Consider the following 23,039-nt stretch of genomic DNA (forward strand, 5'->3'; position numbering starts at 1 on the left):
AAATTAATTATGCGTGGAATGGGAAATATGCAAGGTATGATGAAACAAATGCAAAAAATGCAAAAACAAATGGCTGAGGCTCAAGAAGAATTGGGTACTCAACGCTTTGAAGCAGTTGCTGGCGGTGGAATGGTGAAGGTTGTTGTCTCTGGACATAAAGAAGTGTTAGAGGTAGAACTCGACCCAACTGTGGTAGATCCAGAGGATATTGAAATGCTTCAAGACCTAATTGTAATTGCAACAAATGAAGCTATGAAAAAAGCAGAAGAAACGGCGAACTCCACGATGGGTCAATTCACGAAGGGATTGAACCTCCCTGGCATGTTCTAGGAGGAAAAGTTATGCATTATCCTGAACCGATATCCAAACTAATAGATAGTTTTATGAAATTGCCAGGGATTGGGCCGAAAACAGCGGCCCGTCTGGCATTTTTTGTGTTAACAATGAAAGAAGATACTGTTTTAGATTTTGCTAAAGCACTAGTTGATGCGAAAAGAAATTTAAGCTACTGCACGGTGTGTGGGCATATTACAGATATCGACCCTTGTCACATATGCCAAGATCAACAACGTGATTTATCCATGATTTGTGTAGTTCAAGACACCAAAGATGTTATAGCTATGGAGAAAATGAGAGATTATAACGGTTTATATCATGTTCTCCATGGAGCAATTTCCCCCATGGATGGTGTTGGTCCAGAAGATATAAATGTACCATCTTTATTAAAAAGGTTACAAGATACCCAAGTGGAAGAGCTCATATTGGCCACAAACCCTACAATAGAAGGAGAAGCCACTGCAATGTATATTTCTCGTCTTTTAAAACCATCGGGTATTAAGACAACGAGAATTGCTCATGGTTTACCTGTAGGTGGAGATTTAGAGTACGCAGATGAAGTAACTTTGTCTAAAGCTTTAGAAGGCCGTCGAGAGTTGTAAGGGGGATGTAGTTGTTCGTGTTTTTTCAAAAAGGGAAATTAAAAAAAGAGTTTGATCAGCAGTTTGTTACTCTCATTAAAGAAACAAAGGAAGATTGGCAACAAGCGCAATTAATAGAAGATTATTTGAACGATTATGATCTTGATGCTGTTGCAAAAAGAAAAATGACAGAAAGCATTCATTTTTATTTATATAAAGAAGCAAAGATTCGTAATGTCATATTAAAATAGAATAATAATAGTACTAGCTTCATACAGTAAGAGATACTGATTTTATGGAGGGAGTTATTCATGAAGTTAATTATCATTGTGTGTTCACTAGTACTACTATTACTTCTTATGTTTAGGAAATCTTTTTCAGTGATATTAGAAGGGCTTTCTATATTTCTATTTCGTTTAGGTTTTTCTATTTTTTTATTGTTCGGAGTGCATTTACTTTTAGGTTTAGTAGGATATACAATCCCTGTTAATTTATTTACGGGAGCAGTAGTGGCGGTGTTGGGAGTACCTGGAGTAGCTTCTGTGGTAGTTATTTCTATATTAATATAAAAAACTTTTTAAAAAGTGTTGACTTATGAAAGCTAAGAGAGTAATATTGTAGAAGTCGCCAAGAGGTAAACGATTTGGTAGACAACATGAACATTGAAAACTGAACATGCAAAACGTTAAGACATATAGCTTGAAAGACTAACTTCGGTTAGTTTGATAGCAACAATTTTTGACATCATTTAATGATGATGCCAGCAAAACAAATGAGCTTTTTAAGTTCTCTATTATGGAGAGTTTGATCCTGGCTCAGGACGAACGCTGGCGGCATGCCTAATACATGCAAGTCGAGCGAATGACGAAGAAGCTTGCTTCTTCTGATTTAGCGGCGGACGGGTGAGTAACACGTGGGCAACCTGCCCTGTAGATTGGGATAACTCCGGGAAACCGGGGCTAATACCAAATAATCCATTTCCTCACATGTGGAAATGTTAAAAGACGGTTTCGGCTGTCACTACAGGATGGGCCCGCGGCGCATTAGCTAGTTGGTAGGGTAACGGCCTACCAAGGCGACGATGCGTAGCCGACCTGAGAGGGTGATCGGCCACACTGGGACTGAGACACGGCCCAGACTCCTACGGGAGGCAGCAGTAGGGAATCTTCCACAATGGACGAAAGTCTGATGGAGCAATGCCGCGTGAGTGAAGAAGGTTTTCGGATCGTAAAACTCTGTTGTAAGGGAAGAACAAGTACGAGAGTAACTGCTCGTACCTTGACGGTACCTTATTAGAAAGCCACGGCTAACTACGTGCCAGCAGCCGCGGTAATACGTAGGTGGCAAGCGTTGTCCGGAATTATTGGGCGTAAAGCGCGCGCAGGCGGTCCTTTAAGTCTGATGTGAAATCCCACGGCTCAACCGTGGAAGGTCATTGGAAACTGGGGGACTTGAGTACAGAAGAGGAAAGCGGAATTCCAAGTGTAGCGGTGAAATGCGTAGAGATTTGGAGGAACACCAGTGGCGAAGGCGGCTTTCTGGTCTGTAACTGACGCTGAGGCGCGAAAGCGTGGGGAGCAAACAGGATTAGATACCCTGGTAGTCCACGCCGTAAACGATGAGTGCTAAGTGTTAGGGGGTTTCCGCCCCTTAGTGCTGCAGCTAACGCATTAAGCACTCCGCCTGGGGAGTACGGTCGCAAGACTGAAACTCAAAGGAATTGACGGGGGCCCGCACAAGCGGTGGAGCATGTGGTTTAATTCGAAGCAACGCGAAGAACCTTACCAGGTCTTGACATCCCGCTGACCGTTCTAGAGATAGATCTTTCCCTTCGGGGACAGCGGTGACAGGTGGTGCATGGTTGTCGTCAGCTCGTGTCGTGAGATGTTGGGTTAAGTCCCGCAACGAGCGCAACCCTTGATCTTAGTTGCCAGCATTCAGTTGGGCACTCTAAGGTGACTGCCGGTGATAAACCGGAGGAAGGTGGGGATGACGTCAAATCATCATGCCCCTTATGACCTGGGCTACACACGTGCTACAATGGACGGTACAGAGGGTCGCAACCCCGCGAGGGTGAGCTAATCCCATAAAACCGTTCTCAGTTCGGATTGTAGGCTGCAACTCGCCTACATGAAGCCGGAATCGCTAGTAATCGTGGATCAGCATGCCACGGTGAATACGTTCCCGGGCCTTGTACACACCGCCCGTCACACCACGAGAGTTTGTAACACCCGAAGTCGGTGGGGTAACCCTTACGGGAGCCAGCCGCCGAAGGTGGGACAGATGATTGGGGTGAAGTCGTAACAAGGTAGCCGTATCGGAAGGTGCGGCTGGATCACCTCCTTTCTAAGGATATATTACGGAATACAGATTTTTATCTGTATCTTAACGTTTTGCAGTTCAGTTTTGAATGTTCATTTTTATGAGCATTTGAAAACTTGTTCTTTGAAAACTGGATAAAACGACATTGAAAGAAACAAATTCAAGAAATTCAATTTGTAATCACTTCGGTGATTATAGATTGTGTAGTACTTTTAACTACTAATTTTGAATGGACTCCAAGTAATTGGAAGCCATATTAGGTTAAGTTAATAAGGGCGCACGGTGAATGCCTTGGCACTAGGAGCCGAAGAAGGACGGCACTAACACCGATATGCTTCGGGGAGCTGTAAGTGAGCTTTGATCCGGAGATTTCCGAATGGGGAAACCCACTGTTCGTAATGGAGCAGTACATTTACGTGAATACATAGCGTATCTGTGGCACACCCAGGGAACTGAAACATCTAAGTACCTGGAGGAAGAGAAAGAAAAATCGATTCCCTGAGTAGCGGCGAGCGAAACGGGAATAGCCCAAACCAAGAGGCTTGCCTCTTGGGGTTGTAGGACACTCTACATAGAGTTACAAAGGAATGAGCTAGACGAAGCGATCTGGAAAGGTCCGCAGGATAGGGTAAAAGCCCCGTAGTCAAAAGTTCATTCTCTCTTGAGTGTATCCTGAGTACGGCGGAACACGTGAAATTCCGTCGGAATCTGGGAGGACCATCTCCCAAGGCTAAATACTACCTAGTGACCGATAGTGAACCAGTACCGTGAGGGAAAGGTGAAAAGCACCCCGGAAGGGGAGTGAAATAGATCCTGAAACCGTGTGCCTACAAGTAGTTAGAGCCCGTTAATGGGTGATAGCGTGCCTTTTGTAGAATGAACCGGCGAGTTACGATTACATGCAAGGTTAAGTTGAGAAGACGGAGCCGCAGCGAAAGCGAGTCTGAATAGGGCGAATGAGTATGTGGTCGTAGACCCGAAACCAGGTGATCTACCCATGTCCAGGATGAAGGTAAGGTAACACTTACTGGAGGTCCGAACCCACGCACGTTGAAAAGTGCGGGGATGAGGTGTGGGTAGCGGAGAAATTCCAATCGAACCTGGAGATAGCTGGTTCTCTCCGAAATAGCTTTAGGGCTAGCCTCAAACGTTAAGAATCTTGGAGGTAGAGCACTGTTTGGACTAGGGGCCCATCCCGGGTTACCGAATTCAGACAAACTCCGAATGCCAATGATTTATGTTTGGGAGTCAGACTGCGAGTGATAAGATCCGTAGTCAAGAGGGAAACAGCCCAGACCACCAGCTAAGGTCCCAAAGTATTTGTTAAGTGGAAAAGGATGTGGCGTTGCTTAGACAACCAGGATGTTGGCTTAGAAGCAGCCATCATTTAAAGAGTGCGTAATAGCTCACTGGTCGAGTGACGCTGCGCCGAAAATGTATCGGGGCTAAACAAATCACCGAAGCTGTGGATTGATACCTTTGGTATCAGTGGTAGGAGAGCGTTCTAAGGGCGTTGAAGTCAGACCGGAAGGACTGGTGGAGCGCTTAGAAGTGAGAATGCCGGTATGAGTAGCGAAAGACGGGTGAGAATCCCGTCCACCGTATGACTAAGGTTTCCTGAGGAAGGCTCGTCCGCTCAGGGTTAGTCGGGACCTAAGTCGAGGCCGATAGGCGTAGACGATGGACAACAGGTTGATATTCCTGTACCACCAAACCACCGTTTGAGTAATGGGGGGACGCAGAAGGATAGGGTAAGCGTGCTGTTGGTTATGCACGTCCAAGCAGTAAGGTGTGAATGTAGGAAAATCCGCATTCTATAACATTGAGCTGTGATGGCGAGGACTTAGTCCGAAGTTCCTGATTTCACACTGCCAAGAAAAGCCTCTAGCGAGGTGATAGGTGCCCGTACCGCAAACCGACACAGGTAGTCGAGGAGAGAATCCTAAGGTGAGCGAGAGAACTCTCGTTAAGGAACTCGGCAAAATGACCCCGTAACTTCGGGAGAAGGGGTGCTCTTTTGGGTGAATAGCCTAGAAGAGCCGCAGTGAATAGGCCCAGGCGACTGTTTAGCAAAAACACAGGTCTCTGCAAAACCGTAAGGTGAAGTATAGGGGCTGACGCCTGCCCGGTGCTGGAAGGTTAAGAGGAGTGCTTAGCGCAAGCGAAGGTGCGAATTGAAGCCCCAGTAAACGGCGGCCGTAACTATAACGGTCCTAAGGTAGCGAAATTCCTTGTCGGGTAAGTTCCGACCCGCACGAAAGGCGTAACGATCTGGGCACTGTCTCAACGAGAGACTCGGTGAAATTATAGTACCTGTGAAGATGCAGGTTACCCGCGACAGGACGGAAAGACCCCGTGGAGCTTTACTATAGCTTGATATTGAATTTTGGTGCAACTTGTACAGGATAGGCAGGAGCCTTAGAGCCCGGAGCGCCAGCTTCGGAGGAGGCGTCGGTGGGATACTGCCCTGGTTGTATTGAAATTCTAACCCATACCCGTAACCCGGGTAGGAGACAGTGTCAGGCGGGTAGTTTGACTGGGGCGGTCGCCTCCTAAAGTGTAACGGAGGCGCCCAAAGGTTCCCTCAGAATGGTTGGAAATCATTCGAAGAGTGTAAAGGCAGAAGGGAGCTTGACTGCGAGACCTACAAGTCGAGCAGGGTCGAAAGACGGGCTTAGTGATCCGGTGGTTCCGCATGGAAGGGCCATCGCTCAACGGATAAAAGCTACCCCGGGGATAACAGGCTTATCTCCCCCAAGAGTCCACATCGACGGGGAGGTTTGGCACCTCGATGTCGGCTCATCGCATCCTGGGGCTGTAGTCGGTCCCAAGGGTTGGGCTGTTCGCCCATTAAAGCGGTACGCGAGCTGGGTTCAGAACGTCGTGAGACAGTTCGGTCCCTATCCGTCGTGGGCGTAGGAAATTTGAGAGGAGCTGTCCTTAGTACGAGAGGACCGGGATGGACACACCGCTGGTGTACCAGTTGTTCTGCCAAGAGCATCGCTGGGTAGCTATGTGTGGACGGGATAAGTGCTGAAAGCATCTAAGCACGAAGCCCCCCTCAAGATGAGATTTCCCATTACGCAAGTAAGTAAGATCCCTCAAAGACGATGAGGTAGATAGGTTCGGGGTGGAAGCGTGGCGACACGTGCAGCTGACGAATACTAATCGATCGAGGACTTAACCAAAATAGAATTTGAAGAATTCAATGTCTTTTATCCAGTTTTGAGTGAACAACTCAAGGTCTAGTGATGATGGCGAAGAGGTCACACCCGTTCCCATACCGAACACGGAAGTTAAGCTCTTCAGCGCCGATGGTAGTTGGGGGTTTCCCCCTGCAAGAGTAGGACGTCGCTGGGCACCAAGAAGTCGTTACCGAGAAATCGGTAACGGCTTTTTTTGTGTTCGAAAAGAAGACTGAAGGCTTCATGTATTTTAGTTATAGAAGTGTGTGCGAGGAAGCAAAGAAGAGAGGCTCGGAACGTATAGCCTACGTGAGAGCCGAAAGACTGCAGCTGACGAAGAAATCTGCAGTCCATCTGCTTTCGCAGCCCGAACACGGAAGTTAAACTCTTTAGCCTATGGTAGTTGGGGGTTTCCCCCTGCAAGAGTAGGATGTCGCTGAGCGACAAAAATCGTTACCGAGAATTCGGGAGGGCGCTGAAAAAATCTATTGGAGAGGTTTTTAATAATAAATATTTATACAAACAGTACTACACTCTATAGGATTTAGCACGGTGGAGTGAGACTCCTGTGGGAAAGCGAACAGAGCCGTGCTAAATCCAATTAGCAGATATTTATTAAGAAATGTAATAGAACATCACTTTTTCAGTGCCCTCAGAATTTGTTGATGCACACCACTGCTCTCCTATTTATTTCCTCAAAAACTTCCAATTCCATATGAAAGATAAAGGTCTATTCATGTATAATGAAAGAAGGAAATCTGGACGATATAGTGAGGGAATACAATATGCAGGAAAAACGACCGTTAGTCGAGGCATTGGAGAAATTTCATAACCTAAGAAGTATCTCTTTTCATGTGCCTGGTCATAAAAATGGGCTATTATCTAATTTGCCAAAAGTAATGAAAGAGACCATGCAGTATGACTTTACGGAGTTAAATGGATTAGATGATTATCATCACCCTAAAGAAGCCATTAAAGAGGCTGAGGATCTACTTTCTATTACATATGGTACACAGAAGAGCTTCTTTTTAGTAAATGGAACGACTGTTGGTAATTTAGCAATGATCTATGCCACTTGCCAGTTTGGTGAGCAGATTATTGTGCAGAGAAATGCTCACAAGTCTATTTTCCATGCAATTGAATTAGTTGGGGCAGAACCAATCTTTGTAACGCCTGAGTGGGATGAGCGTACGAAAACAGCCTCATATGTATCGTATGAGGTAATGCAAAAGGCAATAGAACAATTTCCAGCGGCTAAGGCTGTTGTATTAACATATCCGAGTTATTATGGTGTTACTTCTTATCAGCTAAAAAGTATAATAGATTTGTGTCATACAAAGGATATTCCAGTACTTGTTGATGAGGCACATGGTGCACATTTTCAAGCGAATAGGGCCTTTCCTAAGTCTGCACTTATGTACGGTGCAGACTTAGTTGTGCAGTCAGCCCATAAAACATTACCTGCATTAACGATGGGATCTTTCTTACACATCAATTCTACTTTGATAGATGTAAATAGAGTTAATAAATATTTAAGAATGCTTCAATCTAGTAGCCCTTCCTATCTTTTATTAGCTTCTTTAGACGATGCTAGAAGCTATGTGGAAAGATACAATGAGATGGATTTTAAACAATTTATGTATAGAAGAAATTTATTTGTAGAGGCTTTGAATACAATTACACACTTAGAAGTGGTACAAGTGGATGATCCACTGAAGCTATTAATACGGGTGGAAAATTATTCAGGATTTCAAATCCAAAGAGCGTTAGAAGCACAAAATATATATGTGGAGTTAGCTGATACTTACCAAGTTCTTTTCATATTACCTTTATTAAAAGTGGAGCAAGAGTATGCTTTTGCAGAAATTAGGAAACGTATAAAACATGCAGTTGATGAGTTGCGTAAAGAAGTACCAATTAGTCCGAGAAAAGATAGTTCAGTAAGACAGAAATCAATATCAACATTACATATGAGTGTAAGTTTGTTAAGTGAAAAACAAGGAGAATGGATTCCATATGTCCGTTCTATGGGAAGAATTGCAAAAGCGATGATTATTCCCTACCCACCAGGGATTCCACTTGTCCTAGCAGGGGAAAAGATTACTGTTTCAATGCTAACAGAACTAGAAGAGTGGATAGAAAAAGGTGCTTTATTTCAAGGAGAACATCGACTTGAGGAAAAGTTAATATATGTAGTGGAGGATTAATTGTGCAGAAAAAAGGGTATTTTATTTCAAGTGAAGGTCCTGAAGGTGCAGGGAAAACTACAGTAATGCAATTACTTGGGAAGAAATTAAATGAAGAAGGCTATGATGTTGTTATGACAAGAGAGCCTGGTGGAATTATGATTTCTGAAAAAATTCGAAACATAATTTTAGATAATGAGCATACAATGATGGATAGTCGTACGGAAGCTTTACTATATGCAGCAGCAAGAAGACAGCATTTAGTTGAGAAAGTACAACCTGCTTTAGAAGCTGGGAAGATTGTCATTTGTGATCGCTTTATAGATAGTTCTCTGGCCTATCAAGGTTTTGCAAGAGGTATTGGTGTAGAAGAGATTTTAACAATTAACAAATTTGCGATTGGTAAAACAATGCCAGACAAGACCATTCTATTTGATATCGAACCGAGTGTTGGGCTTGAGAGAATTAATGCCCATAATGATCGGGAAAAAAATAGATTAGATGTGGAGAGCCTCTCTTTTCATGAAAAAGTAAGAGAAGGCTATTTGTCCCTTGTTGATCTATACCCAAATCGCATCCAAGTGATTGATGCTTCACGTTCAGTAGAAGCAGTATTAGAAGAAGTATATTTGGTAATAAAAAAGGAATTAGAAGTTATTAGATAATTCGTGTTATAATGGAAAGAAGAAAAAATTAACAGGGGTGAGTCTCGATGAAATTGATAGTAGCGGTAGTGCAGGATCAGGATAGTAACAGATTATCTAATGCGTTAACGAAAGCGAAGTTTAGAGCAACAAAACTTGCAAGTACAGGTGGTTTTTTACGATCTGGAAATACTACCTTTTTAATCGGTACCGATGACTCGTTAGTATCTTCTGCACTAGAGTTAATAAGAGATAATTGTAGAGCAAGGGAGCAAATGGTTGCACCTGTATCTCCAATGGGAGGAAATGCAGATTCATACATTCCATACCCAGTAGAGGTCGAAGTAGGAGGAGCCACAGTATTTGTTCTACCAATTGAACAATTCCATCATTTTTAATAATGAAGGAAGGGATAGAAAACGTTGAAAATAAATCAAGATTTACGAGTAGGAAGAGATAATTTACGAAAAGATGCTATTCAGAATAGCCCTGTATCTACAAAATTTGGACAAATGGTTTCTAAGCAGGAACAAAGAATGCAGACAGAGACAATGACTAAACTGTTAGGAGATGTTTCAACTGCAGGAGATCGTCTTGCCCGTTCTAGAAACTTACGTGATATGGCAAAATTTAAAATGCTCATTCGAAAGTTTTTACATGAAGCTGTGGACTTTGGAATGGGGTTAAAACAATCACACACCTGGAATCGTTTTGGTGAAGGTAGAAAACTAAAAATTGTTGAGACAATTGATGAAAAACTAGTTGAATTAGCAGAAGAAATTCTCAGCCAAGAGAAAAGCTCTATTGAGTTATTAGATAAAATTGGTGAAATAAAAGGACTACTTATAAATTTATACACGTAAATTTCCCGTGTTTTCGCTCAATGCGAGACACGGGTTTTTTGAAACGAGGTGTGATACATGGAAAACTGGTCGATTGAAGAAGTAGAAAGATTACAGCCAGTAGCGATTAAACAAATACAATCCATTGTTTTGAAAAGTCGTATTGGACATGCTTATATAATAGAAGGAGCCAAAGGGACAGGAAAAACAAAGGTAATGCAATTTTTTGTTCAACTTATTTTATGCGAAAATCCGACAAAAAATGTTCCATGTGAAACATGTCGAAGTTGTAAAAGATTGAAATCAAATAATCATCTAAATCTTATGCAGCTTGAACCAGATGGTCAATTTATAAAAAGAGGACAAATAGACGAGTTAATACATGAGATGAGTAAAACTTCCATAGAACAAGGAAGGAAAATATATGTCATCCATCATGCAGATCAACTAAATGCTAGTGCAGCAAATACTTTACTTAAGTTTTTAGAGGAGCCACAAGGGGAAGTAACCGCAATACTTTTAACAGATAGAATGCATGCTTTAATCCCAACAATTCGTTCAAGATGTCAGCATTTAAATTTGTCTGCTATGCCACAATCCGTGTTGAAACAGAAATTAGTGGATGAAGGAATAACAGAATCCATGGCTTCTACTGTTTGTCGCATGACGAATCAAGTCGAAGAGGCAATTTTTTTAGCGAAGGACGAGCAATTTGGACTTGCAAGGAAATCAGTGTTAAAATTGGTTGAAGCAAGTGGTAAAAGTGTCCAAGATGCATTGATGTGTATTCATGAAGATTTTGCTCCACTGTTGAAAGAGAAAGAACAAGCAGAACAAGCATTAGATTTACTACTATTCGCTTATCGTGATATAGTAGCTATAAAAGCAAGTCCAATCGCAGTTTGTACTTATCCGGATATGTCGTATTATTGGAATCAGGTCGCTTTACATACTACGTATGAGCAATTATCGAAGCAATTAGAAATGATTTTACATGCTAAGCAAAACTTGCATAAAAATATGAACCGGACACTGATGATGGAACAGTTAATGCTAAACCTGCAGGAGGGATCTACTTTTGTATAACGTTGTAGGAGTTCGCTTTAAAAAAGCGGGTAAAATATATTATTTTGATCCAGTGGATTTTTCCTTAGATAAAGATGACTATGTCATCGTTGAAACTGCTAGAGGGGTCGAGTACGGAAAAGTTGTTGTACCGATTAAGCAGGTAGGGGAGCACGATGTAGTACTTCCTTTGAAACAAGTAGTAAGACCTTCTACTGATAAAGACCGTATTCAAGTAGAAGAAAATCGACTAGAATCTGCCCAGGCTCTAGCTCTAGGTACTGAAAAGATTTTAGAAAGAGAACTAGAGATGAAGCTAGTGGATGTTGAATATACATTCGACAGAAACAAAATTATCTTTTATTTTACCGCGGAAGGTCGTGTAGATTTTCGTGATTTAGTAAAAGATTTAGCTTCTGTATTTAGAACTCGAATTGAACTTAGACAAATTGGAGTCCGTGATGAAGCAAAAATGCTAGGAGGCATTGGTCCTTGTGGTCGTATGTTATGCTGTTCTACATTTTTAGGTGATTTTGAACCAGTATCTATTAAAATGGCAAAAGATCAAAATTTATCATTAAATCCTTCCAAAATTTCAGGATTATGCGGTCGCCTTATGTGCTGTTTAAAGTATGAAAATGATGAGTATGAAACAGCAAGAGAACAAATGCCGGATATTGGTGAAAAAATTGAGACACCAGATGGTCTAGGAAGAGTCGTTAGTATGAATATTTTGGAGCGAGTTTTGCGTATAGAGCTTAGTGATCCACAACGTGTATTAGATTACACATTAGAAGAAATTATTAAACATGCTGAAAATCCAGTACAATGGTCAGGGCAATGAGGTGAATGTGTGATGGACCGTAATTTTTTTGATACAATTATAGAATTTGAAAAACAATTAGAGTCCACGCAGCTGCAATTTCGCGCTTTAAAAGAATTTGTAGCGATAATGGTAGAGGAACGTCAGGCGCTGCAACAAGAAAACAATCATTTAAGACAAAGACTCGATGAAATGCATGAAAAAGAAGCATTGCACGAAAAAATGCGAGAAGCACAAGTACAATTAACCAAAACTGATATTGGAGAAGGCTATGATAATTTAGCACGACTATATCAAGAAGGTTTTCATGTATGCCATGTCCACTTCGGAAGTTCTCGCAAAGAAGAAGATTGTCTATTCTGCTTGTCATTTCTAAATAAACAAAACGTCTAATCAATTGACTGATGCCACTCCATAAGTGGGTGTCAGTCTTTTGTTTTGCTTGGAGGAATTAATTATGGAACAATGGTTAAAGGATGATGAGAGACTCGATTATTTGTTGGCAGAAGATTTACGAATCATTCAGAGTCCTTCTGTTTTTTCATTTTCATTGGATGCCGTTTTACTAGCAAGGTTTACATATGTACCAATAAAGAGAGGGAAAATAGTGGATTTATGCACGGGTAATGGTGCAATTCCATTATTTTTAAGTGCCAGGACAAAAGCAGAAATAATAGGAATTGAATTACAGGAAAGACTAGCAGATATGGCTACTAGAAGTGTTCAATATAACCAATTGGCTGAACAAATTACGATTAAACAGGATGACGTAAAAGGAATTGCAACACAAATCGGCTCTGAAAAGTATGATGTTGTGACATGTAATCCACCTTATTTTCCTGCTCATGAAGCGAGTGAAAAAAACTTAAAAGAACATTTAGCTATCGCAAGACATGAGATCCATCTTACGTTAGAGGAAGCGGTACGTTCTGCTAGTGAGTTATTGAAGCAAGGTGGAAAAGCTGCATTTGTACATCGTCCCGGGAGATTACTTGATATTGTAACTGCAATGAGAGCTAATCGCATAGAGCCAAAACGAATACGATTTGTCTATCCAAAGGAAGGTAAGGAAGCGAATACATTATTAATTGAAGGAATTAAAGACGGGAAGCCAGATTTGAAAATTTTACCTCCACTTTATGTTTACGGAGAAGATGGAGAATACACCGAAGAAGTAAAAGAGCTGTTATATGGAGAGAAATGAGAAAGTCCACACATTTTATGTTTTAGAATGTAATGACGGCTCGTATTATGCAGGTTACACGAATGATTTAGAAAAGAGAATTGCTGTGCATAATGAAGGTAAGGGAGCCAAATATACACGCGCAAAGAGACCAGTTACCTGTATATATAGTGAAATATATGAAACCAAACAAGAGGCAATGCAGGCAGAATATGCATTTAAACAGCTAACTAGAAAACAAAAAACTCATTATATGGGAGGGGAAGTAAACGATGAAATCTCAGAAATCGATCGAACACGAACAAAGTAGCTGTTTATATTTAGTTGCAACACCCATCGGTAATTTAGAAGATATGACGATGCGTGCTATTCGAATATTAAAAGAAGTAGATATAATTGCAGCGGAAGATACGCGAAATACGAAAAAACTATGTAATTATTTTGAGATATCGACACCACTTATGAGTTATCACGATCACAATCAACAAGTAGGTGGAGAAAAAATATTAGAGCTACTTAGACAAGGCAAACGTATCGCATTAGTGAGTGATGCAGGACTTCCTTGTATTTCAGATCCAGGAGCAGATATTGCTGCAAAAGCTGTTAGTGAAGGATTTGCAGTAGTTCCGATTCCAGGAGCGAATGCAGCACTTAGTGCATTAATTGCTTCAGGACTATCGACACAACCATTCTTCTTTTACGGTTTTTTAAGTAGAAATAAAAAGGAGAGAAAAGCAGAAATTACAAAGCTGCAAAAAAGGCAAGAATCAATTATTTTGTATGAATCCCCCCATCGTTTAAAGGACTCTCTAAAAGATATGCAATCAATTATGGAAGGCACTCGTCAAATAGTATTAGCAAGAGAGTTAACGAAAAAATTCGAAGAGTTTCTAAGAGGAACGATTGATGAAGCTGTTGAATGGGTAGAACAGTCTGAAATTCGTGGAGAATTTTGTATTGTGATAGAAGGCAGCCATGAAGAAGTGGTAGAACTCGAAGATAAACCATGGTGGGCCGATTTAAGCATTGAACAGCACGTGGATCGTATCATAGAAGATAAGCAATATCATTCGAAAGATGCAATTAAAGAAGTGGCGATTGAAAGAGGTTTATCGAAAAGAGATGTTTATCAAAATTACCATGTAAATTAATAAAAACACCCGTAAGCCGAAAGGCTACGGATGTTTTTGTTCTATTATTTAAGGTTATTCTGAATTTCTTTAATAAGTTGTTCTGCACCTTCAGGGCTTAGGATTAATTTACCGCCAACCAGGCGTAGGTTGTCATCTGATACTTCACCAGTAACAGCACATGTCATATTAGGCATATATTTTTTTAATATAATTTTATCATCATCCACGTAGATTTCTAATGCGTCTTTTTCTGCAATACCTAGTGTACGACGAAGTTCAATCGGAATAACTACGCGACCTAATTCATCAACTTTACGAACAATACCTGTAGATTTCATAATAAATTTTGCCCCTCTCAAGAGTGAGTATTTTTCGTCAAAATTCGACATAATCTCTTTTATGTACTCTATCATACCAAGTACTACCATTTTCGTCAATAATTAAACTTTTAATATTTTCTTATTTTATAGTAAAAAAATGATATATATTACTCTTAAATGATAATGTAATGATACATTATATTCGTAAAAGTAATTATCTTCCTATATTATCAAATAATTGGAAACTCACAAAATCAAATAATATTCGACAATGTTGTCTGGATGTATTGATTGAAACAAGTACTTCATTTCGATAGAATAAAGAATATAGAAGATTCAGCATTGGAGGCAATATTACATTGAAAGAACAACAGAAAACATTTTATTTAACAACGCCCATTTATTATCCAAGTGGGAAATTTCATATTGGTACTGCTTATACAACCGTAGCTTCCGATGCAATGGCACGATACAAAAGATTAAGAGGGTATGACGTTCGCTTCCTTACAGGAATGGATGAACATGGTCAAAAAATTCAAGAAAAAGCACAAGAGGCAGGAATGGAGCCTCAAGCATATGTAAATGAAATTGCAGAAGCTGCTAAAAAAGTATGGGCTTTAATGGACATTTCCTATGATGACTTTATTCAAACAACAGAAGAACGCCATACAAAAATTGTCGAAAAGATTTTTCAAAAGTTTTTAGATAACGGAGATATATACAAAGGGGAGTATGAAGGTTGGTACTGTACACCTTGTGAATCATTTTTTACTGAAACACAATTAGTAGATGGTAATTGCCCAGACTGTGGTCGTCCCGTTCAGAAGGTAAAAGAAGAGTCGTACTTCTTTAATATGAAGAAATATGCGGATCGCTTATTAGCATACTATGAAGATAATCTAGAATTTATTGAACCCGAATCTCGAAAAAATGAAATGATTAATAATTTCATTAAGCCTGGTTTAGAAGATCTTTCTGTTTCCCGAACTTCCTTTGACTGGGGAATTCGTGTACCAGGAGATCCAAAGCATGTTATTTATGTGTGGGTAGATGCTTTAACAAACTATATTACCTCACTTGGTTATATGTCAGATGACGATTCATTGTTTAAAAAGTTCTGGCCTGCGGATGTGCATGTAGTAGGAAAGGATATTGTTCGTTTTCATACAATCTACTGGCCGATTTTCTTAATGGCACTGGATTTACCACTACCTAAAAAGGTATACGCACACGGATTTATTATGATGAAAGATGGTAAAATGTCTAAATCTAAAGGGAACGTTGTATATCCAGAGATGTTAGTGGAGCGTTTTGGATTAGATGCAACACGTTATTTCTTATTGAGAGAGCTTCCATTTGGTCAAGATGGCGTATTTTCTCCAGAATCATTTGTAGAACGTACTAACTTCGATTTGGCGAATGATTTAGGAAACTTATTAAATAGAACTGTTTCGATGATTAATAAATATTTTGAAGGTAAAATTCCAGCGAAACAAATTGAGCCTACTGAGTTCGATGCAGTTCTTCAGGATTTTGCAAAAGAAACAGTAGAAAAATATGAAGCAAACATGGAGAAAATGCAATTTAGCATTGTGTTAGGTGATGTATGGTCACTAGTTTCTCGTACAAATAAATATATTGATGAAACACAACCTTGGATACTTGCAAAAGAGGAAGAGTTGAAAGGTCAATTGGCAGCTGTAATGACTAATTTGGCAGAAAGCTTGCGTCAAATTGCGACCTTAATTCAACCATTTATGACGAACAGTCCAAGACAGATTATCGAGCAGCTTGGTCTATCAGAGGAGCATTTAAACTGGAATCACTTAGGTTCATTTAATGTTATTAAAGATGGAACAGAAGTCATTAATACTGGAGTTCCAATCTTCCCGCGTCTAGATGTAGAGGTAGAAGTTGCATATATTCGTGAGCAAATGCGTGGCTCTGTACAAACACCACAGGAAGAAGTGGAAGAAGAACCAGATTCAGAAGAAATTACAGTGGATGATTTCTTTAAAGTAGATTTGCGAGTAGCTACGGTTATAGAATGCGAACCAATTCCAAAAGCTGATAAGTTATTAAAATTACAAGTAGATATGGGATATGAAAAGCGTCAAGTGGTTTCAGGAATTGCACAGCATTATAAACCAGAAGATCTTATTGGTAAAAAAGTAATTGTTGTTGCTAATTTGAAACCAGTAAAGCTTAGAGGAGAATTGTCACAAGGGATGATTCTAGCTGGTGAAAAAGATGGTTATTTAACAATCGCTACAGTAGATGAAAAACTCGAAAATGGCGCAACCGTGAAATAATAAAATCAAATACGTCTTGGCGTATTTGCGTTCAGCAGTACTTAGACCGGCTGATTTAAGTTAGAAAAGACCTGTCGCTCAAGTGGCAGGTTTTTTCATATGAATAATATTTTGAAATACTATTGAAGATTTATTATATTGAAATAACTTGTTAGCAGCAAGGGAAAAGGTAATAAGAAAAGTGAAAGTCGTCCCTATTTTTATGGAATTGTAATAGTATTGTGAGGAACATAAATTAACTTTAATATCAAGAGAAACTATTGCGAGGAGACAATATTATGTTTATAGACACACATGTACACTTAAATGCAGATCAATATGATGAAGACCTTCAGGAAGTAATAGAAAGAGCTCTACAAGCAAATGTAAATCAGATGGTTGTTATAGGGTTTGACCGGAAAACAATTGAAAGAGCAATGAAGTTAGCGGAAGAGTACGAATTCATATATGCCGTAATTGGATGGCATCCTGTAGATGCAATTGATTGCACGGAAGAAGATTTACAGTGGATTGAAGAACTTTCAGCGCATAAAAAGGTAGTTGGAATTGGAGAAACAGGACTCGATTATTATTGGGATAAGTCACCAAAGGAAGTACAACAGGTTCTATTTCGAAAACAAATTCGCCTAGCCCAAAAAGTAAATTTACCGATTATCATACATAATCGAGACGCAACAGAAGATGTGGTTCGTATTTTAAAAGAAGAAGAAGCACACCTCACAGGCGGAATAATGCATTGTTTTGGTGGAAGTGTAGAAACAGCGAAACAATGTATTGCAATGAACTTTCTGATTTCACTTGGAGGTCCAGTTACGTTTAAAAATGCAAAGAAACCGAAAGAGGTAGCAACAGAAATTCCTTTAGAGTATTTATTAATTGAAACAGATGCTCCTTATTTAGCCCCACATCCCCATCGTGGAAAAAGAAATGAACCTGCACTTGTGACACTTGTAGCAGAAGAAATTGCACGTTTAAAAGGGGTATCAATTGAAGAAGTGGCAGAGGCAACGACAACCAATGCAAAGAATTTTTTTCATCTGGTTGATTAGAATTTGGAAATTTTACCACACTGTTAGGGGAGTAAGGCTTTTGCGTGTTTGAATAGTGTGAAAAATCCTAAACTGTTGACAAGTTGAAAAGTACTCTATATAATCACTCGAGTGAACAAGGAGGCGTTTTTCATGACAAATATTTCCATGAAAAATCTGTTCTTTCATTCATTGAGGAGCAAGCGAACACTAGTAGCTATAGTATCTTTACTATTGTTTCTTGCAGTCGTTTCTTTCGTTTTATTCGAAGGAACAAAGAAAACCGTTGTCTTAACTGTTAACGGTGAACAACAAGAGATATTAACGCATGCAAATACAGTTGGAGAACTTTTAGACCAAAATAACTTAAAAGTTACCAACGAAGATTATTTACACCCCTCAGTGAACACGTCAATCAAAAATAATTTATCGATTGAGTGGGAGCAGGCAAGACAAATAGAAATCACAGTAGATGGGAAAAATCAAACAATCACCACCACTGCTGATTTAGTTTCAGAAGTACTAGCAAAGGCAAAGGTTCAAGTAAATGAACATGATGCAATAACGCCTGCTGCGGATGCAGAGGTTGGACCTGATAACAAAATTGCAATTGAAAAAGCATTTGAACTATCGCTTTTAGATGGCAAGAAAGAGACGAAGGTATGGTCCACTTCGACTACGGTCGCTGACTTTTTAAAACAACATAACATTCAAATGAATGAATTCGACCGAGTGGAACAGGAAATGGATGAATTAGTACTTCCTAATTCTGTAATACAAGTAGTGCGAGTAGAAAAGGTCACCGATGTAGTTGAGGAAGAAACAAACTTTGCAGTAGAAACGAAAAAAGATGACTCGCTACTTAAGGGAAAAGAAAAAGTTGTGCAAGCGGGTGAAAAAGGATCCGTTTCACGTACTTATGAAGTAATCAAAGAAAATGGTGTAGAAGTATCCCGTAATGTAATGGGTGAAAAGATCACCAAAAAGCCGACGAAAAAAGTTGTGGCAGTGGGTACGAAGGTAATAACTGCTAGTGTATCCCGTGGGGAGTCGGCTGCTGCTGCGTCTACAAAAGGAAATGAATTTTTCGTAACCTCAACAGCTTATACTGCTTACTGTAATGGGTGTTCTGGCGTTACTGCAACAGGTATCGACTTGAGATCCAATCCAGATGTAAAAGTTATTGCAGTGGATCCTAACGTTATTCCACTAGGATCTAAGGTCTGGGTAGATGGTTATGGATATGCCGTTGCTGGAGATACTGGTGGTGCAATTAAAGGAAAAAAAATTGATCTATTTATGCCGTCTAAAACAAAGGCTTACGACTATGGTCGCAAAAAAGTACGTATTAAAGTGTTAAATTAACTTAATTCAGCGGAGGGAGAAAACCCTGCTGAACCGAGCAACGCCGAGGTATCCAATATCCAGTTGCCCAATGCCTCTAGCGATTGTCACAGTTTTTTTGAGCAATATATCAAGCTGGTTTGATAAAAATTTAGAAGCAAATGTGCAAAGAGATATTAGATTTTCTTATAGCTTTCCCTTTCGTTGATAGGGAGAGCTTTTTTGCGTTATGATAGAGGTCAAAAGGAAGACAGAAAAGAGGAAGTTGGTTTGCGAATAAAAGAAGTCATAGTCGTAGAAGGAAAAGATGACACAACTGCTATTAAACGTTCTGTAGAAGCAGACACAATTGAAACCAATGGTTCAGCTATTTCAAAAGAGACGCTGATTAAAATCCAACATGCGCAAGATAAAAGAGGTGTCATTGTTTTTACGGATCCCGATTATCCAGGAAGACGTATACGCGCGATTATTGAAGAGCATGTTCAAGGTGTAAAGCATGCGTTTTTATCAAAAGAAAAAACAATTGCTAAAAATGGAAAAGGGTTAGGGATTGAACATGCAAAAGATGAGGATATTCGCGGTGCACTGGCGAATGTATATACTCCAAAGTCCGATGTCGATGTAACACCGAGTATTCCATTAGAAGTTTTAGTAGATGGAAAGCTTATTGGTCATCCAAATTCTAAAGAACGAAGAACAAGGCTTGGAGAACTATTGAAAATAGGATATACAAATGGAAAGCAGTTGCAAAAGCGCCTTTCCATTTTTCAAATTAGTATACAGCAGCTAGAGGAAGCAATCTTGCAGCTCAATATGGAGGATAAATAAATTATGCATAAAGACATCGCAACACCAATTCGAACACAAGAAATTTTAAAGAAATATGGTTTTTCGTTTAAAAAAAGTTTAGGTCAAAACTTTTTAATCGATCCAAATATTTTACGGAATATTGTCGGTCATGCAGATCTGACAAAGGATTCTGCTGCTATTGAAGTAGGACCGGGAATCGGAGCTTTAACGGAGCATTTAGCTAGAGCAGCTGGAAAAGTTGTAGCTTTTGAAATTGACCAACGTTTGCTGCCTGTTTTAGAAGACACATTGTCACCTTATGACAATGTTGAAATTATTCATTCCGATATTTTAGAAGCAGATGTAAAAGCACTTTTTAAAGAAAAACTTTCTGATTTTCAAGATGTAATGGTCGTAGCGAACTTACCATACTATGTAACAACACCAATATTACTGAAATTATTAATGGACCGTTTACCAATTCGTGGAATGGTTGTCATGATGCAAAAAGAAGTAGCGGATCGAATTACTGCCTCACCAGGTACAAAAGCATATGGTTCGCTGTCGATAGCTATTCAATACTATATGAAAGCGGAAGTAGCAATGGTTGTTCCAAAGGCTGTTTTTATGCCTCAGCCTAATGTGGATTCTGCGGTTATAAAACTTACTCGACATGAGACACCTCCCGTCCATGTAATTGATGAAGACTTTTTATTTAAAGTTTCAAGAGGATCGTTTGTTCAAAGAAGAAAAACAATTATTAATAATCTGCAGTCCTCTTTACCAAACGGGAAAGAGAAAAAAGAGTTAATCATTCAATCATTAGAAAAAGTGAATATCGATCCAACAAGAAGAGGCGAAACTTTATCAATCGTAGAATTTGGTCAACTAGCGGATGAGCTATATCCTCATTTTCATTAATAACACTTGTTACAATATTAGTAATGTTTATAAATAAAAGTGTTGTATATAAATAATAAAAACGTTGACAAATATGTGTTATGATTGTTAAAATATTTTGTTTGACAAAAATTATAAACGATGTTATCATAGTATTCAGTGAGGTGTAAGCGAAATGCCAAAAACTTTAGCTGATATTAAGAAGTCATTAGATCATCATTTAGGCAAACGTTTGCAGTTAAAAGCAAACGGAGGACGAAAGAAAACAATCGAACGTGCCGGTGTATTAAGAGAAACTTACCATGCTGTATTCGTTATCGACTTGGATCAAGATGAAAATTCTTTTGAACGTGTATCTTATAGTTATGCAGACATTTTGACAGAAGCAGTAGAAATCACTATTTTTGATGAAGCAAATAATTTAATAGTTGTGAAATGATTGTTTAGAACTTTTATTTTCGATTTTTTATATTTAAAAAACTCCTTCTCTGTTCAGCTGAATAGAAAAGGAGTTTTTTTCTGTTTTCCGGACATACTTATAAAGCTAGTTGTTCAACTTAATTCAGTGATGTTTATTTGCAACGAGCTTGCGCAGTGGCGAGAAGTAAAGATACAAGCTGAATAAAGTTACTGCCTCAGGCGGATGGCACAGATTTTGCATTAGGATGTTAGCTTATGTTCGTCGTACTCACGCGAGAGTAACTGACTGTCCTGCATCCTGCAGGTCCAACCACAAATCAAAATCTAGATGAAAATACACCGAGGCGTATTTGAAAAGGAGGATTCCCCATTTGGCTAGAAAAGGTATTATGTCTAAAGAATTAAAAGAAGAGATTGCAAAAGATCTTGGATTTTATGAGGTAGTCAAGACCGAAGGCTGGGGTGGAATAAAATCACGTGATGCAGGTAATATGGTAAAGCGAGCAATTGAAATGGCTGAACAGCAATCGAAGTTGCCAAAGTAAATCTTGAATATGACTATTCTGGTTACAAACCGGTATGCAAACGAAATCCAAAGAATAGTGGACAACTAGCAAGGAGAAAAGGCGGAGAAATCCGCCTTTTCTTTTTTGTGTTGTACAAGCATGCTTTTCGTTTTTTTCAAATAGAAATTACTGTGGTAAAATAGGGGACAATATATGTTGGAAAAGGAGCAGATGGAATGTATTATGTAAAAGCGCCTGCCAAAATAAACTTAACACTGGATGTATTACATAAACGTCCTGATGGTTACCATGAAGTCGAAATGATTATGACAACAGTTGATTTGGCGGACCGTATTGGATTAGAAGTAAGAGAAGATGGAGAAATACATATTTTGTCAGTTGATCGTTTTGTGCCAAATGATCATCGAAACTTAGCCTATCAAGCCGCAAAAGTACTGAAAGATACGTATCAGGTGAAATTAGGAGTTTCCATTAAAATTGAGAAAAACATACCAGTGGCTGCCGGTTTAGCTGGTGGTAGCAGTGATGCCGCTGCAACGTTAAGAGGATTAAATACAATTTGGGGTTTAGGACTTACTTTGGACGAGCTCGCCCAAATTGGTACGAAGATAGGGTCAGATGTTCCTTTTTGTGTATACGGTGGTACAGCACTTGCAACGGGTAGAGGAGAAAAGATACGAGAACTACCAGCTCCCGCAAATTGTTGGATAATCCTAGCAAAGCCAACGTTAGGAGTTTCGACAGCAGATATTTATGGTAATTTAAAAATAAATAATATAGTACATCCAAATACAAAACATATGGTTAAAGCAATAGAGGAAAAAGATTTTGATTTGATGTGTGCTTCCGTAGGGAATGTATTAGAAGAGGTTACTCTAAAGTTATATCCAGAGGTTGCTGGATTAAAAGAACAAATGCAAAAGTTTGGTGCAGATGCTGTGTTGATGAGTGGTAGCGGCCCAACTGTGTTTGGGCTGGTCAACCAAGAGTCGAGAGTGCAGAGGGTATATAATGGACTTCGTGGTTTTTGTGATGAGGTTTATGCAGTTCGATTAATTGGAGACCGGGATTCACTTGCTTAAACACGGATAATTGT

The 23,039-nt window shown here is 39.4% G+C and carries 23 protein-coding genes and 3 rRNA genes; 25 read left to right on the forward strand and 1 reads right to left on the reverse strand.

The window, feature by feature from the left end; genetic code table 11:
- Nucleotides 1-9: 9 nt before the first annotated feature.
- The 17 genes from MHB48_RS00120 to rsmI all read left to right on the forward strand — a co-directional run bounded on the left by MHB48_RS00120 (nucleotide 10) and on the right by rsmI (nucleotide 14,318).
- Nucleotides 10-330, forward strand: coding sequence for a YbaB/EbfC family nucleoid-associated protein (locus tag MHB48_RS00120; RefSeq protein WP_340916560.1), 321 nt, complete (start codon nucleotides 10-12; stop codon nucleotides 328-330).
- 11 nt (nucleotides 331-341) lie between these two features.
- Entirely contained in the window at nucleotides 342-938 is a 597-nt protein-coding gene (gene recR, locus MHB48_RS00125; protein WP_340916562.1) for a recombination mediator RecR, read from the forward strand.
- A 17-nt stretch (nucleotides 939-955) separates the two neighbouring features.
- Entirely contained in the window at nucleotides 956-1,168 is a 213-nt protein-coding gene (locus MHB48_RS00130; RefSeq protein ID WP_340925060.1) for a YaaL family protein, read from the forward strand.
- Between the two features lie 60 nt (nucleotides 1,169-1,228).
- Complete coding sequence (locus tag MHB48_RS00135) at nucleotides 1,229-1,486, forward strand: pro-sigmaK processing inhibitor BofA family protein (protein WP_340916564.1); 258 nt, start codon at nucleotides 1,229-1,231, stop codon at nucleotides 1,484-1,486.
- A 223-nt stretch (nucleotides 1,487-1,709) separates the two neighbouring features.
- Nucleotides 1,710-3,263: ribosomal RNA gene (locus MHB48_RS00140) — 16S ribosomal RNA — on the forward strand.
- A gap of 235 nt (nucleotides 3,264-3,498) precedes the next feature.
- Nucleotides 3,499-6,427: ribosomal RNA gene (locus MHB48_RS00145) — 23S ribosomal RNA — on the forward strand.
- 56 nt (nucleotides 6,428-6,483) lie between these two features.
- Nucleotides 6,484-6,599, forward strand: a 5S ribosomal RNA gene (rrf, locus tag MHB48_RS00150).
- Together the 16S, 23S and 5S rRNA genes form the textbook arrangement of a ribosomal RNA operon.
- 610 nt (nucleotides 6,600-7,209) lie before the next feature.
- A complete protein-coding gene (locus MHB48_RS00155; RefSeq protein ID WP_342599621.1) occupies nucleotides 7,210-8,631 on the forward strand; it encodes an aminotransferase class I/II-fold pyridoxal phosphate-dependent enzyme in 1,422 nt (473 codons plus the stop codon).
- Nucleotides 8,632-8,633: 2 nt separating this feature from the next.
- Nucleotides 8,634-9,275: a dTMP kinase gene (tmk, locus tag MHB48_RS00160; protein ID WP_342599622.1), complete on the forward strand. Its 642-nt coding sequence runs from the start codon at nucleotides 8,634-8,636 to the stop codon at nucleotides 9,273-9,275.
- Nucleotides 9,276-9,322: 47 nt separating this feature from the next.
- The gene (locus MHB48_RS00165) at nucleotides 9,323-9,652 is read left to right on the forward strand and encodes a cyclic-di-AMP receptor (RefSeq protein ID WP_142643831.1); all 330 of its coding nucleotides are present in this window, start codon (nucleotides 9,323-9,325) and stop codon (nucleotides 9,650-9,652) included.
- Nucleotides 9,653-9,676: 24 nt separating this feature from the next.
- Nucleotides 9,677-10,117, forward strand: a complete 441-nt coding sequence (locus tag MHB48_RS00170) for a YaaR family protein (protein ID WP_342599623.1) — start codon at nucleotides 9,677-9,679, stop codon at nucleotides 10,115-10,117.
- Nucleotides 10,118-10,174: 57 nt separating this feature from the next.
- Nucleotides 10,175-11,182: a DNA polymerase III subunit delta' gene (holB, locus tag MHB48_RS00175; RefSeq protein ID WP_342599624.1), complete on the forward strand. Its 1,008-nt coding sequence runs from the start codon at nucleotides 10,175-10,177 to the stop codon at nucleotides 11,180-11,182.
- Nucleotides 11,175-12,005, forward strand: a complete 831-nt coding sequence (locus MHB48_RS00180; RefSeq protein ID WP_342599625.1) for a stage 0 sporulation family protein — start codon at nucleotides 11,175-11,177, stop codon at nucleotides 12,003-12,005. The genes holB and MHB48_RS00180 overlap by 8 nt, the downstream gene beginning before the upstream one ends.
- 9 nt (nucleotides 12,006-12,014) lie before the next feature.
- Nucleotides 12,015-12,377, forward strand: a complete 363-nt coding sequence (yabA, locus tag MHB48_RS00185) for a DNA replication initiation control protein YabA (RefSeq protein ID WP_342599626.1) — start codon at nucleotides 12,015-12,017, stop codon at nucleotides 12,375-12,377.
- Between the two features lie 64 nt (nucleotides 12,378-12,441).
- A complete protein-coding gene (locus MHB48_RS00190) occupies nucleotides 12,442-13,188 on the forward strand; it encodes a tRNA1(Val) (adenine(37)-N6)-methyltransferase (protein ID WP_340916580.1) in 747 nt (248 codons plus the stop codon).
- Nucleotides 13,175-13,477: a GIY-YIG nuclease family protein gene (locus MHB48_RS00195; protein WP_342599627.1), complete on the forward strand. Its 303-nt coding sequence runs from the start codon at nucleotides 13,175-13,177 to the stop codon at nucleotides 13,475-13,477. Before MHB48_RS00190 ends, MHB48_RS00195 begins: the two co-directional genes overlap by 14 nt.
- The gene (rsmI, locus tag MHB48_RS00200) at nucleotides 13,440-14,318 is read left to right on the forward strand and encodes a 16S rRNA (cytidine(1402)-2'-O)-methyltransferase (protein WP_342599628.1); all 879 of its coding nucleotides are present in this window, start codon (nucleotides 13,440-13,442) and stop codon (nucleotides 14,316-14,318) included. Before MHB48_RS00195 ends, rsmI begins: the two co-directional genes overlap by 38 nt.
- A gap of 44 nt (nucleotides 14,319-14,362) precedes the next feature.
- On the opposite strand, the gene MHB48_RS00205 is transcribed toward rsmI, so the two are convergent.
- The gene (locus MHB48_RS00205) at nucleotides 14,363-14,638 is read right to left on the reverse strand and encodes an AbrB/MazE/SpoVT family DNA-binding domain-containing protein (RefSeq protein ID WP_342601267.1); all 276 of its coding nucleotides are present in this window, start codon (nucleotides 14,636-14,638) and stop codon (nucleotides 14,363-14,365) included.
- Nucleotides 14,639-14,979: 341 nt separating this feature from the next.
- Between MHB48_RS00205 and metG the strand changes: the two genes are divergently transcribed.
- From metG to ispE, 8 genes are all read left to right on the forward strand, one after another.
- Nucleotides 14,980-16,932: a methionine--tRNA ligase gene (gene metG / locus MHB48_RS00210; protein WP_342599629.1), complete on the forward strand. Its 1,953-nt coding sequence runs from the start codon at nucleotides 14,980-14,982 to the stop codon at nucleotides 16,930-16,932.
- A gap of 278 nt (nucleotides 16,933-17,210) precedes the next feature.
- On the forward strand, nucleotides 17,211-17,981 hold the full coding sequence (locus MHB48_RS00215) for a TatD family hydrolase (RefSeq protein ID WP_342599630.1): 771 nt from the start codon (nucleotides 17,211-17,213) through the stop codon (nucleotides 17,979-17,981).
- Nucleotides 17,982-18,113: 132 nt separating this feature from the next.
- Complete coding sequence (locus MHB48_RS00220) at nucleotides 18,114-19,325, forward strand: ubiquitin-like domain-containing protein (protein WP_342599631.1); 1,212 nt, start codon at nucleotides 18,114-18,116, stop codon at nucleotides 19,323-19,325.
- 249 nt (nucleotides 19,326-19,574) lie between these two features.
- The gene (gene rnmV / locus MHB48_RS00225; RefSeq protein WP_342601268.1) at nucleotides 19,575-20,135 is read left to right on the forward strand and encodes a ribonuclease M5; all 561 of its coding nucleotides are present in this window, start codon (nucleotides 19,575-19,577) and stop codon (nucleotides 20,133-20,135) included.
- Nucleotides 20,136-20,138: 3 nt separating this feature from the next.
- A complete protein-coding gene (rsmA, locus tag MHB48_RS00230; protein WP_342599632.1) occupies nucleotides 20,139-21,017 on the forward strand; it encodes a 16S rRNA (adenine(1518)-N(6)/adenine(1519)-N(6))-dimethyltransferase RsmA in 879 nt (292 codons plus the stop codon).
- 154 nt (nucleotides 21,018-21,171) lie between these two features.
- Nucleotides 21,172-21,435, forward strand: coding sequence for a Veg family protein (locus MHB48_RS00235; RefSeq protein ID WP_053591096.1), 264 nt, complete (start codon nucleotides 21,172-21,174; stop codon nucleotides 21,433-21,435).
- 352 nt (nucleotides 21,436-21,787) lie between these two features.
- The gene (locus MHB48_RS00240) at nucleotides 21,788-21,961 is read left to right on the forward strand and encodes a small, acid-soluble spore protein, alpha/beta type (protein WP_340916609.1); all 174 of its coding nucleotides are present in this window, start codon (nucleotides 21,788-21,790) and stop codon (nucleotides 21,959-21,961) included.
- A gap of 197 nt (nucleotides 21,962-22,158) precedes the next feature.
- Nucleotides 22,159-23,025 carry a 4-(cytidine 5'-diphospho)-2-C-methyl-D-erythritol kinase gene (gene ispE, locus MHB48_RS00245; protein WP_342599633.1) on the forward strand — a complete coding sequence of 289 codons (867 nt, stop codon included), beginning with the start codon at nucleotides 22,159-22,161 and terminating at the stop codon, nucleotides 23,023-23,025.
- Nucleotides 23,026-23,039: the final 14 nt, after the last annotated feature.

It is taken from the genome of Psychrobacillus sp. FSL H8-0483 (assembly GCF_038637725.1).
Classification (GTDB): domain Bacteria; phylum Bacillota; class Bacilli; order Bacillales_A; family Planococcaceae; genus Psychrobacillus.